Source organism: Marinobacter bohaiensis, assembly GCF_003258515.1.
In the GTDB taxonomy this organism is placed as follows: Bacteria; Pseudomonadota; Gammaproteobacteria; order Pseudomonadales; family Oleiphilaceae; genus Marinobacter_A; species Marinobacter_A bohaiensis.
Genome location: NZ_QGEH01000001.1, coordinates 1,912,955 through 1,931,709, shown reverse-complemented (window position 1 = coordinate 1,931,709; position 18,755 = coordinate 1,912,955). Strand labels below are relative to the sequence as shown.

The following is an 18,755-nucleotide window of genomic DNA, read 5'->3' as shown; positions in this document are numbered from 1 at the left end:
ACCGGCCAGTGCGGCCGGCTCCGGTCTCTCTCATTGGCGCGTCAGGCGCGCTTCTCAATCGGCAGCCACTCGGCGTGATCCGGACCGGTGTAGTCCGCGCTGGGACGGATGATCCGGTTGTTTTCACGCTGCTCCTTCACGTGGGCGGTCCAGCCGGACACCCGTGACATCACGAAGATCGGCGTGAACAGCTCGGTCGGGATGCCCATGAAGTGATAGGCCGAGGCGTGGAAGAAGTCGGCGTTACAGAACAGTTTCTTCTCGCGCCACATGACCTCTTCGCAGCGCACCGAGACGGGATACAGCACCTCGTCGCCCACTTCCTGCGCCAGTTTTTCGGACCACTTCTTGATGATGCCGTTGCGCGGATCGGACTCGCGGTAGATCGCGTGGCCGAAGCCCATGATCTTTTCCTTGCGTTCGAGCATGCCCAGCAGCCCCTGCTCCGCTTCATCCGGAGTCTGGAACTTCTGGATCAGCGCCATGGCGGCTTCGTTGGCGCCGCCGTGCAGCGGTCCACGCAGCGTGCCGATGGCGCCGGTCACGCAGCTGTGGATGTCGGACAGCGTGGAGGCGCAGACCCGCGCGGTGAAGGTCGAGGCGTTGAACTCGTGCTCGGCGTAGAGAATCAGCGAGACGTTCATGACGCGCTCGTGCAGCTCGCTGGGCTTCTTGCCGTGCAGAAGCTCCAGGAAATGCCCGCCGATGGAGTCGCAGTCTCCGTCGGTCTGAATGCGTACGCCTTCGTGGGCGAAGCGGTACCAGTAGGTGATGATGCTCGGGAACACCGCCAGCATGCGGTCGATCTTGTCGTCCTGCTCGCTGAAGTCCTGCTCGGTCTCCAGGTTGCCCAGCATGGAGCAGCCGGTGCGCATGACGTCCATCGGGTGGGCGTCTTTGGGAATCTGCTCGAGAACCGTCTTGACAGCGTCCGGCAGCGCCCGCAATCCGCGCAGCCGGCTCTTGTAGGCGTCCAGCTCCTGCTGGTTGGGCAGCTTGCCGCGCAGCAGCAGGTAGGCCACTTCCTCAAACTGGGCATTGTCCGCCAGATCGGTGATGTCGTAGCCCCGATAGGTCAGCCCGGTACCTGATTTGCCGACGGTACACAGTGCGGTTTCGCCAGCGACCTGACCACGAAGGCCAGCGCCGCCCAGTTTTTTCTCAGCCATGATGTCACCTTGTCGATCTTTGTTGGGATTATTGGTGTTTGTGGTGTCCGCCGGAGCCTCTGTTCCGGGCCCCGACGCAATCAGATTCCGTACCGCTCACCCTTTCTGCTGGGCGAACAGTTTGTCGAGCTTCTGCTCGAATTCGTGATAGTCGAGGAAATCGTACAGCTCCATGCGAGTCTGCATCGTATCCACCACGTCCTTCTGGTCACCCTTGTCCAGGATGTTCTGGTAAACCGCCAGTGCCGCCTTGTTCATGGCCCGGAAGGCGCTCAGCGGATACAGCACCATGTCCGCGCCCGCTTCCGCCAGCTCCTTGCAGTTATAGAGCGGCGTGGCGCCAAATTCAGTGATGTTGGCGAGGATCGGCACGTCGAGGGCCTCGGAGAAAGCGCGGTAGTGTTCCAGTTCCGTCACCGCCTCAGCGAAGATACCGTCAGCGCCGGCTTCGATACAGGCGCGGGCGCGCTCGATGGCCGGCTCCAGACCTTCACGCTGGAAGGCGTCGGTGCGTGCCATGATGAAGAAGTCGTCGTCGGTACGGGCATCGGCGCAGGCCTTGATGCGGTCGACCATCTCCTGCTGGGAGACGATCTCCTTGTTGGGGCGGTGGCCGCAGCGCTTCTGCGCCACCTGGTCTTCAATGTGGACCGCCGCCGCGCCTGCGCGCTCCATCTCTTTAATGGTGCGGCCGATGTTGAACGCCCCGCCCCAGCCGGTGTCGATATCGATCAGCAGCGGCGTCTGGGTGGCGGCGGTAATGCGGCGCACGTCCTCCAGCACGTCGTTCATGGTGGTCATTCCCAGGTCCGGCAGACCGTAGGAGGCATTCGCCACGCCGCCGCCGGACAGGTAAATCGCCTGGTGCCCCACCTTTTCCGCCATCATGGCGCAGTAGGCGTTGACCGTGCCGACAATCTGAAGGGGGGTGTTGTCTTCGAGAGCTTTCCGGAAACGCGCTCCGGCGGACAGTTGCTGGCTCATAACGGCTCCTGATTCAAAGGGTTAAAGAACCTTCTTTTATTTTTTTCTCGATATTGAGGCGCGCCGCATTGATGTGTCGCTGCATCAGGAAACGGGCCAGTTCCCCGTCCCGCTGGGCGATGGCCTCGGCAATGTTGCGGTGTTCGCGCAAGGCGCGCTGGGGCCGGCCGGTGGAGGTGCTCAGGCGATAGCGGTACATGCGGACCATGTAGTACAGATCGCCCAGCAGCATCTGGCTCAGCTTGCGGTTGCGGCTGCCCATGGCAATGCAGTAATGGAAATCGTAGTCGCCTTCGTGCTGGTAGTAGGCCTGACCCTGGGCTTCTTCGACCATCTGTTCGTGCCGGTCCAGCAGGCGCATCAGATCGTCGATCTCTTCGTCGTTCATGCGCTCGGCCGCCTGCTGGGCGGCCAACCCTTCCATGACCTCGCGAATCCGGTACAGCTCTAACAGCTCGTCACCGCTGACCGCCATCACCTTGAACCCGGCGTGGGGCCGCCGAATCAGCAGACCGCGGGACTCCAGCCGCCCCAGGGCCTCACGCAACGGACCGCGGGTCAGCTGGAAGCGTTCGCAGAGTTCCAGTTCACCAATCTTCTCGCCGGGGGCCAGATCGCCCTTGACGATCGCCGTTTGCAGACAATCGAAGGCTTCGTCAGCTCGGGTTTGGGTTTGCGGGGCAATATCCAGCATCTTTGTCGACAATATTAAAGTGGAATGCTGGAAAACTACGCCCAGGAAGGTGCATTGTCAACAATCCGCGCCACCAAAGACGCAGATTGTTGACAATCAGAAGACCGGTTCAGTACAGCGTGCGCTGATCCTTGGGGGGCGGGGTGTACTGGTAAACCCAGGTTTCGGTGAGAGGCTGGTCATCCAGCTTGAGGTAGAGCCGCAGGTCGATGGGCTCTTCGGAATCGTCAGGGACCAGATCGAACATGGCCCGATAACCGTTGATCGAATGCAGCGGTCGCGCCGAGGTGATTTCGATGCGCCCCCGGCTGCTGGTGATCACGGGTACCACATTGGCGTCGTCCCCCAGCATATCGAGCATACCGCCGGCGAAATCGATGGCAAAACGCCAGGAAAAGTATTCCCGCTCCTGGCCGACCACGCCGCCCAGGCCCGTCCGGGTCGCCTGTGCGGTCGCCAGTTCATAGGGTTTGACCGGCGGCCGCTCGCCCCAGTGCAGGCGGTACGAGAACAGGTGCTCCTGATCCGGTGCCAACGGCTCCTGCGGGGTCCAGAAGGCGACGATGTTGTCGAAGGTCTCGTCGACCGTGGGGATTTCCACCAGCATGACGCGGCCCTCGCCCCAGTCTTCCCTGGGCTCGACCCAGAGGCTGGGACGCTTCTCGTAGAACACGCCGTCGTCCTGGTAGTGATCGAAGTTGCGATCCCGCTGTAGCAGGCCGAAGCCTTTCGGATTGCGGTCGGAGAAGGTGTTCACGCGGATACCCCGCGGGTTGACCACAGGCCGCCAGATCCATTCGCCGGCACCGGTATGCATCGCCAGACCGTCAGAATCGTGGATCTCCGGGCGCCAGTCGTAGTCCATGCGCTGACTGTTCTCCCCCACCTGGTACATGCTGGTCAGTGGGGCGATACCGACGCGCTCCATGATCGTCCGCGGGTAGAGGGCGACGCCCACGTCCATCACCATATTGCGCCCCGGATGCAGATCGAAGACATAAGCCCCGGTGACACTGGGTGAATCCAACAGGGCATACACCGTCAGCTTGGCGCTGTTTGGCTTGGGCTTCTCCAGCCAGAACGCGGTGAAATTGGGGAACTCTTCCTTCTGGTCGGTGGCCGTGTCGATGGCCAGGCCACGTGCGGACAACCCGTACTGCATGTCGGCCCCGACCGCACGGAAATAGCTGGCGCCCTGGAACGCCGCCAGATCAAGCTTGAAGTTGGTATGGAACTGGATTCGGAAGCCGGCGTAACCCAGGTCTTCCGGTAAATCGCCCAGGGGCTCCTCGCCGCTATAGCTGAAGTATTCGGGGTCGTAGCCAAGCTCCTGGGCCTTGCCGTCGATCACCTCGAAGATGTGAACCGGCGTCTTGAAGAACAACCCCAGGTGGAATAGCTGGGCACGGAACGCCATGCCCTCTTCCTGCCACAGGGACTTTTCAGGCCGGAACTGGATCGCCTGGTAATCGTCCCAGGACAGGTTTTTCAGGGAGCGCGGCAGATCCCCTTCATGGGATTCATAGGGCCGGCCTGCCAGCTCCCGGGCGTGCCCCTTGAGCCAGGCGTAACTGAAGTCCCTGACCACGCCTATGGGGCGCGCCTGGGCGGTCGCCGAGTGGAACAGGGCGCTCGCCGGGATACCCTGCACGCCGGCGGCGGCGAACATTTTCAACAGCGTCCGTCGATCCATGTCTGCAATTCCCTCCCTCAATCGGGGTCGTTTCCGTTAGGCGGCCGCTCAATCGAATGCAGCCAGCTTCGCAATGCGGCGGCCCCAGTAGCTCTCCGGAGTGGCACGCCAGGCTTCGTGGTGCAGCGCCCCCAGGGACTCCTGGTCGCGGCACAAGTGACTGAGTTCACTGCGGGTCAGGCCATCCGGCCCTTCGTCCACGCATCGCCGCACCAGGCGACTGAGCACTTCCGCCCTCACCTCGCGACGGTGCCGGCCGGCCAGGGCCTGATGCATCTTGTTCAGTCGCGGGCGCAGGATCGCCTCCTCGAAATTGGTCAGCGGCGATGAGTCCGGCTCCGCCTCCCGGCTCAGCTCGGCGTCATCCAGCAACTGGCTGGGGTGCAACTCTTCGGGAATCAACAGCAACCGGCGACGCCGCAGCCGCTCGCCAATGCTGACGCGGCTCAGGTACACGCAGGTCGGTGCAGCCAGTACCAGCGGAACAGCCACCGGCAACGACCACAGGAAGAACAACGGATCCAGGCTCCAGGCAAACGCCGACCAACCGGCGCCCACGATGAGCCCCGGCAACTGCGTCACGATCGCTTCCCGCCAGGAGGTCTCTTCAGTGCGGTTCTGGCCGGCCCAGCTGAGGGACACATTCATCAGGCCGCTGAGCACGTAGCGGCTGTGGGCCAGCATGCGCACCGGTGCCAGCAGCACGGAGATAACGATCTCCAACAGCACACTCAGCGCCATTCGCCCGAAACCACCGAACTGACGGGACTTACGGTGGAGCAGCGCGTCCAGAATCGCCAGGAACTTGGGCAGGAACAGCAGCGCCAGCGTGCTCAGCGCCAGACTCAGGGCCCACTCTGGGCGCCATTCGGGCCACAGCGGGAACAGCCCCTCGTGCCCCTCTGGGAAATAGTCGATCGGAGACAGCGCCATCTGGGCCGCCTCCACGGTGGTCAGAATCAGAAAGCATAGCCAGAGCGGCGAGGCCACATAGGCCATGATGCCGTTCATGAACGCCAGGCGATGGGCGAAGCGAATCCGCCGGCCCAGCAGCATGATCCAGAGATGCTGCAGGTTCCCCTTGGACCAGCGTTCGTCCCGGGTCAGCTCATCCGACAGCGTGGGCGGCGATTCCTCGTAGCTCTGCCCCAGCCCCGGCTCCAGCCAGACTTCGTAGCCGGCGCGCCCCATGTAGGCCGCCTCGACGAAATCATGACTCAGAATCGGCCCGCCGAAGATACCGAAGCCCGGCAGCTTACGCAGACCGCAATGAGCCATGAAGGCGTCCACCCGCAGCACCGCGTTATGCCCCCAGAAGGCGGCATCGCCCATCTGGATGGCCGCCAGCCCCGTGGCGAAGAGCGGCGAGTACATGCGATTGGCGAACTGCTGCATCCGGGCGAACAGGGACTGGCCGTTGATCAGCGTCGGATTGGTCTGCAGGATGCCGACCTGGGGCTCGCGCTCCATCAACTGCACCATGCGGATCAGCGTCTGGCCGCTGACCAGGCTGTCGGCGTCCAGCACCACCATGTACTTCGAGCGGCGCCCCCAGCGGCGCAGGAAATCCGCCACGTTGCCGCTCTTGTAGTTGAGGTTGACGGTCCGGCGACGATAGAACAGTCGACCCTGGGCCCCCAGCTCCTCGCAGATCCGGTGCCAGGTGGCCTGCTCCTCCAGCCAGACGTTGGGGTCGCGGCTGTCGGACAGGATATAGAACTCGAAGTCGTCGATCTTGCCGGCACGTTCGATGTCCTGGTAGACCGCTTTCAGCCCGCTCAGGGTACGGTGCACCGGCTCGTGGTAGATCGGCATGATCACCGCGGTCTTGCCCAGCGGCGTCTGCTCCAACACCTCCGGCCGGTGGCGGTGCAGCAGCGAGCGCCGGTCGCCGCCGGTCAGGCGCAGCACGAAGCCCAGCACCGCCGTCCAGAAACCGACGGCAATCCAGGCATAGAGCAGCGCAAACAGGACCAGCAATCCCATCTCCACGGCGGTGCCACCGTGATAAGGCAGTACCCACAGAAGGTAGTAGCAGGCCACCACGGTCTGACCGAGCACGAACAGGATCAGCAGGGCTCGCCGCAGGAAGGCGATCCCGCGCCAGCGTACCGGCTTGTCGGCGGCTTGCTCGGCGGTTGCCCCGGTGGCGTCCTGCGATAGCGTTTCAGACATAGGGACTGTACCCGATGCTGCCGCGTAACAGCGGAGGCGCCTGCCGGGGAATGGTCGCATCCGGGATGTCAAAATACTCCGGCAGCAGGTTCATGGCACGCTCCATGACCTTGCCATCGGGGTCCTCGCGCAGGGCGCGCTCAACCAGGGACAGGGCCTTGCAACAGTCTTCCGACGTCATCTCGACGCCGCAACCGCGCAGATAGGCTATCAGGCGGTCCAGGACCTGCTGACAGACGGCTCTAGGCATGTTCACTCCTCCCGAGTGGTCGATTATTCCTGAGGCTCACGCAGGTCGGCACCCGGTGGCAGTTCGTAGGTCCAGGTCTCGGTAAGCGGCTTGCCGTCCATGCTGAGGAAACCGCGCAGCGCCATGTCGGCCTCCGGATTCGGTTTCACGAGCATGGACAACCGCCAGGCGTCCAACGGTTCGTTGTATTCCACGAAATGCTCGATCACCTCGACGCCGTCGCCACCGCTGACCTGGCTGACGACCGGGGCATCGGATTTGAGCTTGGCCAGCTCGCCCCCGGTAAAATCGACGATGATCCGATACGCCCCTTCAACGCTGCCTCCGCCGATACGATCCCCTTCGCCGACAAACGTCTGCAGCGCACTGGCGGTTGGCTCCCGAGCGATTTCCTGGTCCCCGAAGCGCATGGTGTATTCCAGGGTCCGCTCCTGGCCGGCCTTGATCGGCTTACCAGGGCGCCAGAAGGCGACGATGTTGTCGTTCACTTCCGAGCGGGTGGGAATTTCCACCAACACCACCTGCCCTTCGCCCCAGTCGCCGCGGGTCGTGACCCAGGCGCTGGGACGCAGGTCATAGCGGGCTTCCATGTCCTCGAACTGCTTGAAATCCGTATTGCGCTGCATCAGACCGAAGCCTTTGATGTCTCCGGCATACAGGTAACTCATCCGCAATTTGCGCGGGTTGATCAGCGGCCGCCACAGCCACTCGCCGCTGGCGCCGTCGTGAATCAGCAACCCATCGGAATCGTGCACCTGGGGGCGCCACTCTCCCACCGGGCGGACGGTATTCTCGCCGTAGTAGAACATGGAGGTCAGCGGTGCCAGGCCAAGCAGCTCCACATCGCTGCGGAAAAACAGCTGGGCCTTGACGTCGACCCGGGTGCTGTCGCCGGGATGCACGTCGAATCGGTAGGCGCCGGTCACGCTGGGCCCATCGAGCAGCGCGTAGACGCGCATGGTGTCGCTGCCGCCGGCCGGACGTTCGAGCCAGAACTCGACGAAACTGGGCACCTCCTCCCCGGACGGCAGGCCCGTGTCGATGGCGATACCACGGGCGGATGCGCCGAACCGCTCACCGCGGCCCAGTCCCTGCAGGTAGCTGGCTCCGCCAAACACCAGGAACGGGTTCTGCTCGGTCTCCTGGTGCATGGGAAACGTCAGTTTGAAACCGGCATAGCCGAGGTCGGCCGGCACGCGCTTGGCAAATGCATCGTTAGGGTAGTTGAAGTTCGACTTATCGAACTCGATGGGCTTGACGCCCTCCTTATCCACCTCGTGCAACTTGACGGCATGGGTGTAGTAGCTGCCGGGCGTGAACAGGTTGACCTGGAACCGGGAAGCGCCCTGACGCCACAGGCTGGCATCAGGCTTGAAGCGGATGGCCTGATAATCGCTGAAATTCAGATCGCGCAGGAACTGGGGGGCCTGGGCCGGTGCTTCGTAAGGGGTGGCAGCACGCGCCTTGGCCATATCCACCACGTCCTCCAGACCGAAGGCCTGGGCGGTCTGTGCGGTGATCATGATGACTGGGGCGATAAGGCAAGACAGCAGTCGTGCTGGGAACATGGACGATCCTTTCTCCGTTGGTTCAGTGGGGCACTGTCACAACCTTGCAGACCATGATGCTTCCCGGTCACAACGCGGTGCCGACTCCCTTGATTCAGCAACCGGGGTATGGCCGTCTATTTCAGTTACCACGCCCGGTGCTGTTGAAATGTAACACTCTCAGTGGCTTAGGCTTCAAGTGACATCTCTGTAAGGCCCCGATCATCAACGCAGGCGACACTGTTCAGTATATGCACAATTTCAGGTTTGTTTCAGGATATGTCGGGGACGATGGCAGGAATGTCGTCAGGTTGGCATCGGGTGCTCCGCCGGGGTCAGAGGCCGACGGAGAGAGACAGGGAAACGTCCGGAACGTCCGGTTTATCGGTAGCATCGCTGGACGCGCCAAGCATCCGCCCGACACTGAAGCCGGCCTGGATACCCCGGCCCTGGAAGCGCAGTGACACCTCCGCCGCACTGGCCGAACCGGCCCGATCCGCCTGCATGCTGGCGTCCGGAATCCAGCCCCGCAGCAGCGAGAACTGGAGCGCTGATCGCAGGTAGGACACCATTGGCATGGTGAATCGCGGACTGTTGGCATCCAGCCGCAGCCAACCACCCTTGGCGGCGGTAATCGACTGGCCGTTGAAGCCCGAAATCATCGCCGGCCCCACCACCGTAAAGTACTGGGAGTCCGGCAGATCGTCCGGCGTAAACTGGTAGTGGCCACTGAAGTCCAGCTGCCAGTCGAAAAGCTGGCGACTCAGCGAACCGGACAGCACGTACTTCTGGAAACCATCGTTCTCGTCAAGGCCGTCTTCGTCGTCGTAATCCTTGCTGACCATCTCCATGCCGGAACTGGCCGCAAAGCGGGTCGATGCGGTGACATCGAACAGCAGCTCCCGCGATGTCGAACCTTCCAGGGTGAACATCGACAGCTGACGCGACGAATCCTCCACCCACTCGCCTTTCTCGTGATAGGTGGCCTGCTGGTTGCGTACACCCAGTACCGAGTCGAAGTTGATTCCGCTCCAGGAGAACAGCGAGCGGCGACCGCTGAACATCAGGTTGCGCCCTTCCCCGCGAGCTTCGTACTTGCTCTCGTCGCCGGTGACAGTGCTCTGGTAGGAGAAGGTATCGACGTCCATGCTCAGGCTATTGCCCGCCAGCGGAAACGCATAGTGGAAGGCAAACGCCTCGGCTTCGTTCTGCACCCGCTGGGAACCGGACTCGTTGAAATTGAAGCGCATCGCATGGTTGGCTTCGATCAGGTCATCCGCTTCCAGCCCGATCCGGCCGGAATGGCCTTCGCGGGATCGGGAACTGCTGCCCGCCAACTGCAGGTGCGAGCCGAGCCAGTGCTGCTGAACGTGCTGCAAACTGAAACTGGGTCCCGATTGGCCTCGCTCGGTGGGCTTGGCCGACTCCACCGCCGCCACATTGGCGGTACCGGCTGGCGGCGTCCAGCGCCCGAAGGTGTAGGACGGCAGCGACTGGGGCACCACGATGTCGGCAGCACCGGCTTCACCGGCCCGCTCGACCCGGCTCGATGCCGGACGCCTGACAGGGAAGTCGCCATTGTCCGGTAGAGCCACCTTGGCGTCCTTGAAGCGCAGGGTGAGCACCTGCCCCACAATGGGCCGCTGCGGCAACCAAACCACCACTTGGCCACCTTCTTCGCGCTCCAGCACGTCATTGATGCGGCTGGCGAGACCGTCGAGCCGCTCGGGGTCGAGGCACTGGGCCGTATTGGGCTGAACCAGCGCATAAACCCGGGTCACCACCCGCTTGGACAGCAACTGAAGACCGGGCATCCGGACCGATTTAACCGGAACACAGCGGCCGCTGGGCCAGTCGGCGTTGAGGGAAGAGCGTTCTGGCAAGGGGCGTGCCGGCGTCGTCAGCCAACTGTTGGCTGCGGCGGATTCACGGAGGTAGGAGCGATCCTGTGAGAGGCTGATCGACGAATGCGGGATACCAGCCCCGATGTCAGCCGGTTCAATGCGCGCAACAGCACCCGCACCGGTGCTGAAAGCACATCCCAGCAAAATCATGAGCGCTGTCAATCTCACAAACAAAGGTCCCCGGCAGGTGGCAAAACGCACCTGTCTGTCAAAGGTTGTCGCTATAAAAGGTTGTCGGTAACCGATCAGAGAAGCCGGCTACTACCGAGTGCCCCAGACGACGCAGCTTGGGGAGGATCTGTGCTCAGAACAGAGCGCTGCACAGACCGCTCGACATTATCGAGCCCGGCCTGCTGGCAGTGGCGTTGACTATAGGTAATCCAGCGGAGTGATTCCAGCCCCTGATTTCAATTTTTTACAAATTTAATTTTTTCAGTAAAACAGGCGCTTGTAACGTTATTTATATGTAGATTCTGGAGTCGGTCCGTAACGGAAATACGCAACATGATGACACGTTTTTAATGCGGTCCCGGGCGCCAGCGACTCGGAGCGCGGCCCGGATCACTCCGGACCTCTCGCCACTCAGGCCGCCGCCGAATTCTGCCGGATCCGGACGGACGCTTCAGACAACACCAGAGCTGCAAGGCCCGGCACCAGCCACCCCATGCCCGATTCGCTGAACGGCAGGACGCTGATGGCGTCAGCCGCCCTGGCAAACAGCACCAGCCCGGTACCGGACAGACCATCGATCAGGCCAACGATGAACATCGGCGTCAACATCATGGCAAAGGTACGTCTCGGGTTGGCGAGGCTCGGCCGGATCAGGCACAACACAATCAGGCCGATGCACACCGGGTAGATCACCAGCAGCGCCGGGATCGTCAGCGCGATCAGTTGCTCCAGGCCCACGTTGGCGACGAGCACGCACGCCAGCGTCATGGCCACGGCAAACACCCGGTAGGACACCCGCGGAAACTGCTCGTGGAAGTACTCGGAGCAAGCCGTCACCAGGCCGATGCTGGTGCTCAGGCACGCCAGCGTCATGGTGGCGGCCAACAGCCACTGGCCCCAGTCGCCGAAGATACCGGTGATGTAGAGGCTGATCATCTGGGCCCCGTTGTCGGTGCCGGAGGCGATGCCGTGGCTGGTCGCCCCCAGGAAACCCAGGGCCATGTAGACCATCGACAAACCCGCCGCAGCGATGATTCCGGCCTTGATGGTGGCTCCGGTCAATGCCTTTTCGTCATGGACGCCACGCCCTTTAAGGGCCGTGATGATCACGATACCGAAGGCCAGGGAGGCCAGCGCATCCAGGGTCTGGTAACCGGCCAGGAAGCCGCTGCCAAAAGCGCCCTGCTCCATTTGGCTGACCGCCCCGGACATCTCGCCCTGGGGGAAAAGCAGCGTGCCGCCGCCAATCAGCAGCAGGACCAACACCAACAGGGGCGTGATCAACTTGCCCACCGAATCGACGATACGCCCGGGAAACATCGCCGCCAGCAGACTCAACCCGAAGAACCCAAGGGTGTAGATCAACTGGCTGGCATCGCCGGCCGACTCGCCCAGCAACGGCATCACACTGAACTCATAGGCCACCAGCCCGGTACGCGGCGCCGCGAACAGCGGCCCTATGGACAGGTAAAGCACCAGACCGATCAGCGTGGCCAACAGCGGCGGCAGGTCCTGGGTGATCCGGGACAGCCCACCGCCCATGCGCGCGGCCGCCACCACGCCCAGTAGGGGCAGGCCCACACCGGTGAGCAGGAAGCCGGCCATGGCCCAGCCCAGCTGGTGGCCGGCCTGCTGCCCCAGTTCGGGTGGAAAGATCAGGTTGCCGGCGCCCAAAAACAGGGCAAACGTCATCAGCCCAACGTAGAGTACGTCGGAATTATTGACAGGTTTCACAGAAAAAGCCTTGTTGCGTTCAGTCGATTGTGTGGCAGATCAGCACGGCGGGAAGCACCGGGAAGTCGTGCGCGGGAGTACCGCGACGACGGACTTGCAGTACCGATTCGGGTGGGCCAATACTCAGGGAATCCGCGCCCCGGCGCCATTCGGGAAAGCCCCGATGGCCCCGTGGATTAAGGGAAGGTGACGAAGTGGTAAGCCCTGGATACCTCCATTTGTCACAACAAGTTGGTTACACTTGGCAAACTTTGTGCACAACAGCACTGAGCCTCTTGCGGGACCAACGGCCCCGAAAGGACAGGTTTTCACAAGCCCGATAGAAGGACGACATCTATGATCAGGAAGTGCCTCTTCCCCGTCGCAGGTTACGGTACCCGTTTCCTGCCGGCCACCAAGGCCATGCCCAAGGAAATCCTGCCCATCGTAAACAAGCCGCTTGTGCAGTACGGGGTTGAAGAAGCCTCGGAAGCCGGCATTCACGAGTTCGGTTTTGTCACCGGTCGCGGCAAGCGCGCCATCGAGGACCATTTCGACATCAGCTACGAGCTCGAGCACCAGATCGCCGGTTCCGGCAAGGAAAACCTGCTGACGTCCATCCGTGACCTGATCAACCACAGCTCCTTCTCCTTCACCCGCCAGAATGAGATGAAGGGCCTGGGCCACGCCATCTGGACCGGTCGCAATCTGATGGGCGACAACCCGTTTGCGGTGGTCCTGGCGGACGATTTCTGTGTCGCCGAACCGGGCGACATCGGCGTGCTGGCGCAGATGGCCGAACTGTACAAGCAGTTCCGCTGCTCCATCGTCGCCATCGAGGAAGTGCCCGCCGACGAGACCCACAAATACGGTGTGATCGCTGGCGAGCCCATGAAGGACGGCCTCTACCGAATCACCGACATGGTCGAGAAGCCGGCGCCGGAAGACGCACCGTCCAACCTCGCGATCATCGGCCGCTATATCCTGACTCCGGATATTTTCGAGATCATCGAGAACACCGAACCGGGCAAGAACGGCGAAGTGCAGATTACCGACGCCCTGCTGGAACAGGCGCGCAAGGGGTGCGTACTGGCCTACCAGTTCCGTGGTCGCCGCTTCGACTGTGGCAGCATTGATGGCTTCGTACAGGCCACCAACCACGTCTACGAGAATATCTACAAGAACGGCGACTGATCGGTCGCCGCGAGTGTCCCGTCTGGTTGATTCGCTAATCGACTGCGCGTCACTGAAGGTTCTGGACAAGTCGCCGTTCGCCGGCATGGTGACTCCATGTCAACAACGGCGAACGCAGGGCCAGGGCCTTCAGCGGCGCGTCCTTCGGGAGGCCCTGAGAGACCGTACTGCTGCGTTGTAGTGACTTGATTTGTAACCACCAAACCGGCGTCCCTACGCCTTGCTGCCTGATCTCTCAGGGGTTCAGTAGGTCAGCGAACCAACCAGACGGGACTCCAGGATTCAGCCCAACAGCTGAATGATCATGCGCCGGTTTTCGTCCGTGCTGTTACGGAACCGGCGCAGCAGTTCCATCTCCTGCTCCGACGGCTTCAGCCTGTCGACTTCCTTCTCCAGCGCATCCAGCGCCCGCGTCAGATCCATGTCGCTGTCAAAAGCCAGCCCCGGCAGCTCCATCTGGCCGGCATCGGGCGCCTCTTCAAAATCCAGCAGCGCCTCCAGCGGGGTTTCCGTCTTGAGGCACAGATCCATCAGCTCGTCGATGTCAGGGTAGCCACGGTGGTTGGCATTCCCCTCCTCCCAGCTCTGCACCCGGCGTTCGTCGGTATCGCACAGGCGTGCCACGTCGGCGATGGATAGCTGCCTGGAGTCCCGCAGGGCCTTGATCCGACGATGGAAAGACTTCATGTACCGCATCTGGTGATTCCCTCTGTCAACGATCGTCCTGCCAGGACGGTGCGCGTCCTTCGCGATCCGCCGCTATGCCCTCGATCTGCTCGTCGGCGCCCTGCAGTTCCACCATCCAATCGCGCTCGGCGGCAAAGCCGGTTTCCAGCGGCCGCATCCGGGCGTGCTCGATCAGTTGCTTGGTGGCCCGCACCGCCTGCGGTCCCTGGCGGAACGAACGCCGTACCCAGTCGTCCGCCAGCAGGCGGGCCTGGCCCGGCTCGCTGATGGCATCCACCAGCCCGATCCGCAGCGCCGTCTGCGCGTCCACCGATTCGCCGCACAGCAGCATACGCTTGGCCCAGACTTCGCCCACCAACCGAACCAGCAGCTGGCTGCCGCCGGCGTTGGGAACCAGGCCGTAGCGCGCCGGAGACAGGGATAACCGAACGCCCGGCTCGGCGATCCGGAAGTCACAGCATAGCGCACATTCCAGCCCGGCGTCCGTGGCCTCACCGGTCAGCGCCGCGGCCGAAACGCCCGGGAAACGCCGCAATGCCGTGAAGGCCTGGGCGAAGGCACGATTCAGACCCGCACCGGCCACCTTGCTGCCGCTCCCAAACAGACCGATGTCGACACCCCGGCAGAACGCCTCGCCGGGCTCACCGGCGACGACCAGACCACGCACCGACTCGTCCAGCAGCAGCGCCTGGATGGTCTCATGGAACACCTGCAGGGACGTTTCATCCCAGGTCCGCGCCTCGGACAGCGGCAGTTCCACCTGCGCCAGCCCGCTTTCGACGATCGATTGGTTCGCTTGTGACTGACTCACCCTCTGCTCCGTTGCCATGCACCCAAACGGTGCCAATACATCATTACACTTGATAGAGCGCCGACCGTGCAATGCCGCGCGCGCCAGGTTCTTTGCCGGTATTATGCGGCACGCCAGAGTGGTCTACACTGCCTTAAACGCCAACCGAAAAAGGCGATCCGGCATGGGCGCGCAGCCTCTCTACTGGCAGAATCTGACGACCGTGGAACTGGCGGACAAAGCCGACCGCGAGGCGGTTGCCATCCTGCCGGTTGCGGCGGTCGAGCAACACGGCCCTCACCTGCCACTGTCCACCGACCTGTCCATTGGTGAAGGCATCCTTCATGCCAGCCTTCCTCTCCTGCAAGACGTTCCCGCCCTGGTGCTGCCTACGCTGCCAGTTGGGCTGAGCCTGGAGCATGGCGCCTTTCCCGGGACCCTGTCGCTGCGACCGGATACCGCGATTGATGTGCTTGTCGATATCGGCCAGTCGGTGGCGGCCGCCGGTATCAAACGCCTGGTGATCTTCAACAGCCACGGCGGCAACCGCCAGATCATCGACCTGGCCGCGCTGCAGCTGCGTCAGCGCTTCGGCATGCTGGTGATCAAGGCCAACTACTTCCAATTCCCGCCACCGGAGCACCTGGTGGCCACGGAAGAGATCCGTCACGGCATCCATGGCGGCGAACTGGAAACCGCCATGATGCTGCACCTGGCGCCCGACAGCGTCCGCTCGGAGCTGATCCGGGATTTCGCCACGCCAGCGGAAACGGACCTCGCCGATTTCGTCTACCTCGCCCCGGAAGGCACCGCCGCCTACGCCTGGATGGGCCAGGACCTGAACCCGGCCGGCGTCGTTGGCCGCGCCGGCAAGGCCACCGCGGATCAGGGCGCCCAACTGGTGGCCCATTTCGCCGCTTCCCTCGCCGACACGGTGCGCGAGGCCGCCGCCTTCAATCTGAAATGGCTGCGATCCCGCTGACACGATGACCGACCGTTTCGCCACGCTGCCACAAACCGCCGTGACACCGGGGATCCAAACGTTGCTCCGGCCTCGTATGGTTTCAGGAGCCGCCCCCGCGGGCACCCCAATAAAAGCGACGGATATACCGCCAGGACCGACACCATGACCCGACCCACGCTCGATGCCGAAACCGCCTGGACCCTGATCCAGTCGCTGGCCACACAGACCACACCCGGCCCTTGTTTCCTGCCCGGCCGGGAGGAACCGGTGCTAACGGTTGGTGATCGCGGCGACTGGCAACTGCACGCGACACCCGCCGACCGCACCGCCGACGATCTGCTGCAGTGCTTTGTCCCGCTGTGTCTTCCGACCCGGGATCCGGTGGTCTATGCCCAGGTGGGGCAGAGCCTGGACGGCCGTATCGCCACCGTCACCGGCGCGTCCCAGTTCATCAACGGCGATGGCGGGTTGGATCATCTGCACCGCTTGCGCGCGGTGGCCGATATCGTGGTGGTCGGTGCCGGTACGGCCGCAAGCGATCGGCCTCGACTGACAGTGCGACGGGTGGAAGGCAGCAATCCGGATCGGGCGGTGATCGACCCCAACCGGCGCGTGGATCGGGACCAGTCGCTGTTCGACCAGCGTCAGGCCAGCACCTACTGCCTGGTCCGCGAGCAGGCCGAGCACGCCGACGAGATCGGCATTCCCTGCCCATCGGACTGCATGACGCCGGAAGGCATTATCGCGGTGCTGCGCGAGCGGGGTTATCGGCGGATCTTCATCGAAGGGGGCAGTTGTACCGTGTCCCATTTCCTGGAAGCCGGTTGTCTCGATCACCTGCATGTGATTGTCGCGCCGATGATCATCGGCAGTGGCATTCCCGGTATCCAGTTGCCCGCCATTGATTCACTGGATGGCGCCCTGCGCCCGGAATGGGCGTCATTTAACCTGGGGAGCGATTATCTGTTCGACATGCGCCTCAGGTCGCCGGCCGCAGCTGCGGGATCATGAAGACCAGCCCCGGCAGGCTCGATACCAGGAACACAAGTCCATACGCCAGGCCCAGCGCCACGCCCTCCCCGGCCGGATAACCCAGCGACAGCCAGAGAACGCCGGCCACCCCCTCCCGGACACCCCAGCCGGCCACCGTGACCGGCAGCGTCATCGCCAGCAACAGGATCAGCGCGCAGGGAACAACCTCGGTCGGCGGCATGGACAGCCCCAGGGCCTGGGCGAGGATGACAAAGACACCGACATAGCTGGCCAGCACCAGCGTCGACCCGGCAAGCTGCCATGCCAGCATGTCCGGCACCAGCAGCCCGGCTTTCAAAGAGCGCCAGAAAGACAGCGAATGGGCGCGCAACGACCGCCGCGCCAACCATGCCAGGCCAAGCAGGAGCGCCAGCCCCGCGCCGACGATCACTGCCTGCACCGAGCCCGGCAGGCTGACAGCCGATGGGCTCAGCCCCAGTTGCCCGATCGGCATCCAGCGCCAGGCCAGCAACGCCGCCAGGATCAGTACCAGCTGGCCGGAAAAACGTTCGATCATCACTGCATGGGCGGCCTGGGCATGATCCCCATGCGCCGAGCCATGGCGAAGCGCCCGGTTGGCATCACCCAGAACGCCTCCCGGCAACACCTGGTTAATCCAGGTGGCCCGGTAATACTCGCGCACGGCAGCCCGGTAATCGAGCGGCAGACCAAGCCGACGCGCGGTCAACTGCCAGCGCCAGGCGGAGACAAGCACCTGCACCAGGGTTAACGCCAACGCACCGGCCAGCGCCGCGGGCGTCAACTGGCTCAATGACACCTGCCAGTCACTGCGACCGAACACCCACAAGGCACCGATCAGGACCAGCAATGTCCACAGCCAACGGGCCCATGGGGAAGCGAATGCCTGGCCGATCCATCCTCTCATTCCGGCGCCTCCGCGCCCGCCGCTGCCGGCAAGCCAAGCACGTCCCGGTGGGCCACTTCGATCGTGAGCCGATCGGCGGCGCGGTCCCTGAGTCGCTGATCCAGCCAGCGCCGCACCCGATCGATGTCCATCGGGCACTGCTCGGCGACCGCCTGGGCCCAGCCCTGTAACAGGGAGACCTGCAGCGCGCCCTGCTCCGGCCCCAGCTGCCAGTCGGCCGCGGCGGTCTGCACCGCGTAGCCCTGCGCCTGCAGGCATTCCACCAGCTCGGGCCAGGCCTCCGGCCCCAGCGCCGGGCCGGCACCCTTGTCCTGGCACTGGTGATCATTGAACTGTGACAGGATCCAGTCGTCATCGGTCCGGGCCGGCGTTAACCGGAAAGTGCCGCTGTAACTGAGCGCCACCAGCACCGCCGCGCCACACTCGGCGCAGCGCGCGACGAGCCGCTCCAGCCAGGCTCGGGAAACCAGGTCGATCAGCGCCGAGGCGGTCACGATGTGGGTGGTCCGGGGAATCAGGCTGTCCAGCGGGCGGTCCAGCCCGGCGCGACGGCACCGGATAGTGTCGATCCCCGGCAGCGACCGGCAGGCGTCGTCTGCCCGGGCCAGATGTGAGGCGTCATGATCGATCAGGGTCCAGCGTTGACCGGCGGGCAAGAGCGGCACCAGGTAACGCAGGTTGGAGCCGGTGCCGCAGCCCAGATCCACCAGCTCATAGCCAGCTCCGGCGGGCAGCCTGTCGCCGATGAATCCGGCGAGTTCATGGGTCAACGCCGGGGAACGTGCGGCGTGATCGACCGACTCCCTCAGACTGAGCCAGTCCACCTCGAAAAAACCCGCCTGCCTGTGTTCCGACACCGCCATGCACGCCCCCGGTAACATTGCTGTGATTGCTTTCAGCCA

The 18,755-nt window shown here is 63.4% G+C and carries 16 protein-coding genes; 3 read left to right on the top strand and 13 right to left on the bottom strand.

Going from position 1 to position 18,755, the window contains the following annotated elements:
• Window positions 1-41: 41 nt before the first annotated feature.
• From prpC to brnQ, 9 genes are all read right to left on the bottom strand, one after another.
• Window positions 42-1,169, bottom strand: a complete 1,128-nt coding sequence (gene prpC / locus DKK67_RS08670; RefSeq protein ID WP_111495967.1) for a bifunctional 2-methylcitrate synthase/citrate synthase — start codon at window positions 1,167-1,169, stop codon at window positions 42-44.
• A 96-nt stretch (window positions 1,170-1,265) separates the two neighbouring features.
• Window positions 1,266-2,153: a methylisocitrate lyase gene (gene prpB / locus DKK67_RS08665; protein WP_111495966.1), complete on the bottom strand. Its 888-nt coding sequence runs from the start codon at window positions 2,151-2,153 to the stop codon at window positions 1,266-1,268.
• A gap of 13 nt (window positions 2,154-2,166) precedes the next feature.
• On the bottom strand, window positions 2,167-2,847 hold the full coding sequence (locus tag DKK67_RS08660; protein WP_111495965.1) for a GntR family transcriptional regulator: 681 nt from the start codon (window positions 2,845-2,847) through the stop codon (window positions 2,167-2,169).
• A gap of 109 nt (window positions 2,848-2,956) precedes the next feature.
• Window positions 2,957-4,540 (bottom strand): glucan biosynthesis protein, encoded by a 1,584-nt coding sequence (locus tag DKK67_RS08655; protein WP_111495964.1) that lies wholly within the window; start codon window positions 4,538-4,540, stop codon window positions 2,957-2,959.
• Window positions 4,541-4,588: 48 nt separating this feature from the next.
• A complete protein-coding gene (gene mdoH, locus DKK67_RS08650) occupies window positions 4,589-6,715 on the bottom strand; it encodes a glucans biosynthesis glucosyltransferase MdoH (protein ID WP_111495963.1) in 2,127 nt (708 codons plus the stop codon).
• Window positions 6,708-6,965, bottom strand: coding sequence for a hypothetical protein (locus DKK67_RS08645; protein ID WP_111495962.1), 258 nt, complete (start codon window positions 6,963-6,965; stop codon window positions 6,708-6,710). Before DKK67_RS08645 ends, mdoH begins: the two co-directional genes overlap by 8 nt.
• A 23-nt stretch (window positions 6,966-6,988) precedes the next feature.
• Window positions 6,989-8,533, bottom strand: coding sequence for a glucan biosynthesis protein G (locus DKK67_RS08640; RefSeq protein WP_111495961.1), 1,545 nt, complete (start codon window positions 8,531-8,533; stop codon window positions 6,989-6,991).
• 314 nt (window positions 8,534-8,847) lie between these two features.
• The gene (locus DKK67_RS08635) at window positions 8,848-10,326 is read right to left on the bottom strand and encodes a ShlB/FhaC/HecB family hemolysin secretion/activation protein (protein ID WP_162628786.1); all 1,479 of its coding nucleotides are present in this window, start codon (window positions 10,324-10,326) and stop codon (window positions 8,848-8,850) included.
• A gap of 672 nt (window positions 10,327-10,998) precedes the next feature.
• Complete coding sequence (gene brnQ / locus DKK67_RS08630) at window positions 10,999-12,321, bottom strand: branched-chain amino acid transport system II carrier protein (protein WP_111495959.1); 1,323 nt, start codon at window positions 12,319-12,321, stop codon at window positions 10,999-11,001.
• Window positions 12,322-12,657: 336 nt separating this feature from the next.
• Between brnQ and galU the strand changes: the two genes are divergently transcribed.
• The gene (gene galU / locus DKK67_RS08625) at window positions 12,658-13,494 is read left to right on the top strand and encodes a UTP--glucose-1-phosphate uridylyltransferase GalU (protein WP_111495958.1); all 837 of its coding nucleotides are present in this window, start codon (window positions 12,658-12,660) and stop codon (window positions 13,492-13,494) included.
• A 282-nt stretch (window positions 13,495-13,776) separates the two neighbouring features.
• Here galU and DKK67_RS08620 read toward each other — a convergent pair whose 3' ends face one another.
• The gene (locus DKK67_RS08620) at window positions 13,777-14,181 is read right to left on the bottom strand and encodes a helix-turn-helix domain-containing protein (protein ID WP_228160550.1); all 405 of its coding nucleotides are present in this window, start codon (window positions 14,179-14,181) and stop codon (window positions 13,777-13,779) included.
• A gap of 25 nt (window positions 14,182-14,206) precedes the next feature.
• Window positions 14,207-14,992: an enoyl-CoA hydratase-related protein gene (locus DKK67_RS08615; RefSeq protein ID WP_162628785.1), complete on the bottom strand. Its 786-nt coding sequence runs from the start codon at window positions 14,990-14,992 to the stop codon at window positions 14,207-14,209.
• Window positions 14,993-15,155: 163 nt separating this feature from the next.
• On the opposite strand from DKK67_RS08615, the gene DKK67_RS08610 reads away from it, so the two are divergent.
• Entirely contained in the window at window positions 15,156-15,953 is a 798-nt protein-coding gene (locus DKK67_RS08610) for a creatininase family protein (protein WP_111495955.1), read from the top strand.
• Between the two features lie 144 nt (window positions 15,954-16,097).
• Window positions 16,098-16,946, top strand: a complete 849-nt coding sequence (locus DKK67_RS08605; RefSeq protein WP_111495954.1) for a RibD family protein — start codon at window positions 16,098-16,100, stop codon at window positions 16,944-16,946.
• On the opposite strand, the gene DKK67_RS08600 is transcribed toward DKK67_RS08605, so the two are convergent.
• Window positions 16,915-17,853 (bottom strand): lysylphosphatidylglycerol synthase transmembrane domain-containing protein, encoded by a 939-nt coding sequence (locus DKK67_RS08600; RefSeq protein WP_162628784.1) that lies wholly within the window; start codon window positions 17,851-17,853, stop codon window positions 16,915-16,917. The two genes, DKK67_RS08605 and DKK67_RS08600, sit on opposite strands and share 32 nt — an antisense overlap.
• Window positions 17,850-18,716, bottom strand: coding sequence for a class I SAM-dependent methyltransferase (locus DKK67_RS21565; RefSeq protein WP_162628783.1), 867 nt, complete (start codon window positions 18,714-18,716; stop codon window positions 17,850-17,852). Before DKK67_RS21565 ends, DKK67_RS08600 begins: the two co-directional genes overlap by 4 nt.
• Window positions 18,717-18,755 lie beyond the last annotated feature (39 nt).

Bases quoted from the DNA above. Each gene is read 5' to 3' on its own strand.
- prpC (WP_111495967.1), bottom strand. From the start codon at position 1,169: ATGGCTGAGAAAAAACTGGGCGGCGCTGGCCTTCGTGGTCAGGTCGCT.
- prpB (WP_111495966.1), bottom strand. From the start codon at position 2,153: ATGAGCCAGCAACTGTCCGCCGGAGCGCGTTTCCGGAAAGCTCTCGAA.
- DKK67_RS08660 (WP_111495965.1), bottom strand. From the start codon at position 2,847: ATGCTGGATATTGCCCCGCAAACCCAAACCCGAGCTGACGAAGCCTTC.
- DKK67_RS08655 (WP_111495964.1), bottom strand. From the start codon at position 4,540: ATGGATCGACGGACGCTGTTGAAAATGTTCGCCGCCGCCGGCGTGCAG.
- mdoH (WP_111495963.1), bottom strand. From the start codon at position 6,715: ATGTCTGAAACGCTATCGCAGGACGCCACCGGGGCAACCGCCGAGCAA.
- DKK67_RS08645 (WP_111495962.1), bottom strand. From the start codon at position 6,965: ATGCCTAGAGCCGTCTGTCAGCAGGTCCTGGACCGCCTGATAGCCTAT.
- DKK67_RS08640 (WP_111495961.1), bottom strand. From the start codon at position 8,533: ATGTTCCCAGCACGACTGCTGTCTTGCCTTATCGCCCCAGTCATCATG.
- DKK67_RS08635 (WP_162628786.1), bottom strand. From the start codon at position 10,326: ATGCCCGGTCTTCAGTTGCTGTCCAAGCGGGTGGTGACCCGGGTTTAT.
- galU (WP_111495958.1), top strand. From the start codon at position 12,658: ATGATCAGGAAGTGCCTCTTCCCCGTCGCAGGTTACGGTACCCGTTTC.
- DKK67_RS08620 (WP_228160550.1), bottom strand. From the start codon at position 14,181: ATGAAGTCTTTCCATCGTCGGATCAAGGCCCTGCGGGACTCCAGGCAG.
- DKK67_RS08610 (WP_111495955.1), top strand. From the start codon at position 15,156: ATGGGCGCGCAGCCTCTCTACTGGCAGAATCTGACGACCGTGGAACTG.
- DKK67_RS08605 (WP_111495954.1), top strand. From the start codon at position 16,098: ATGACCCGACCCACGCTCGATGCCGAAACCGCCTGGACCCTGATCCAG.
- DKK67_RS08600 (WP_162628784.1), bottom strand. From the start codon at position 17,853: ATGAGAGGATGGATCGGCCAGGCATTCGCTTCCCCATGGGCCCGTTGG.
- DKK67_RS21565 (WP_162628783.1), bottom strand. From the start codon at position 18,716: ATGGCGGTGTCGGAACACAGGCAGGCGGGTTTTTTCGAGGTGGACTGG.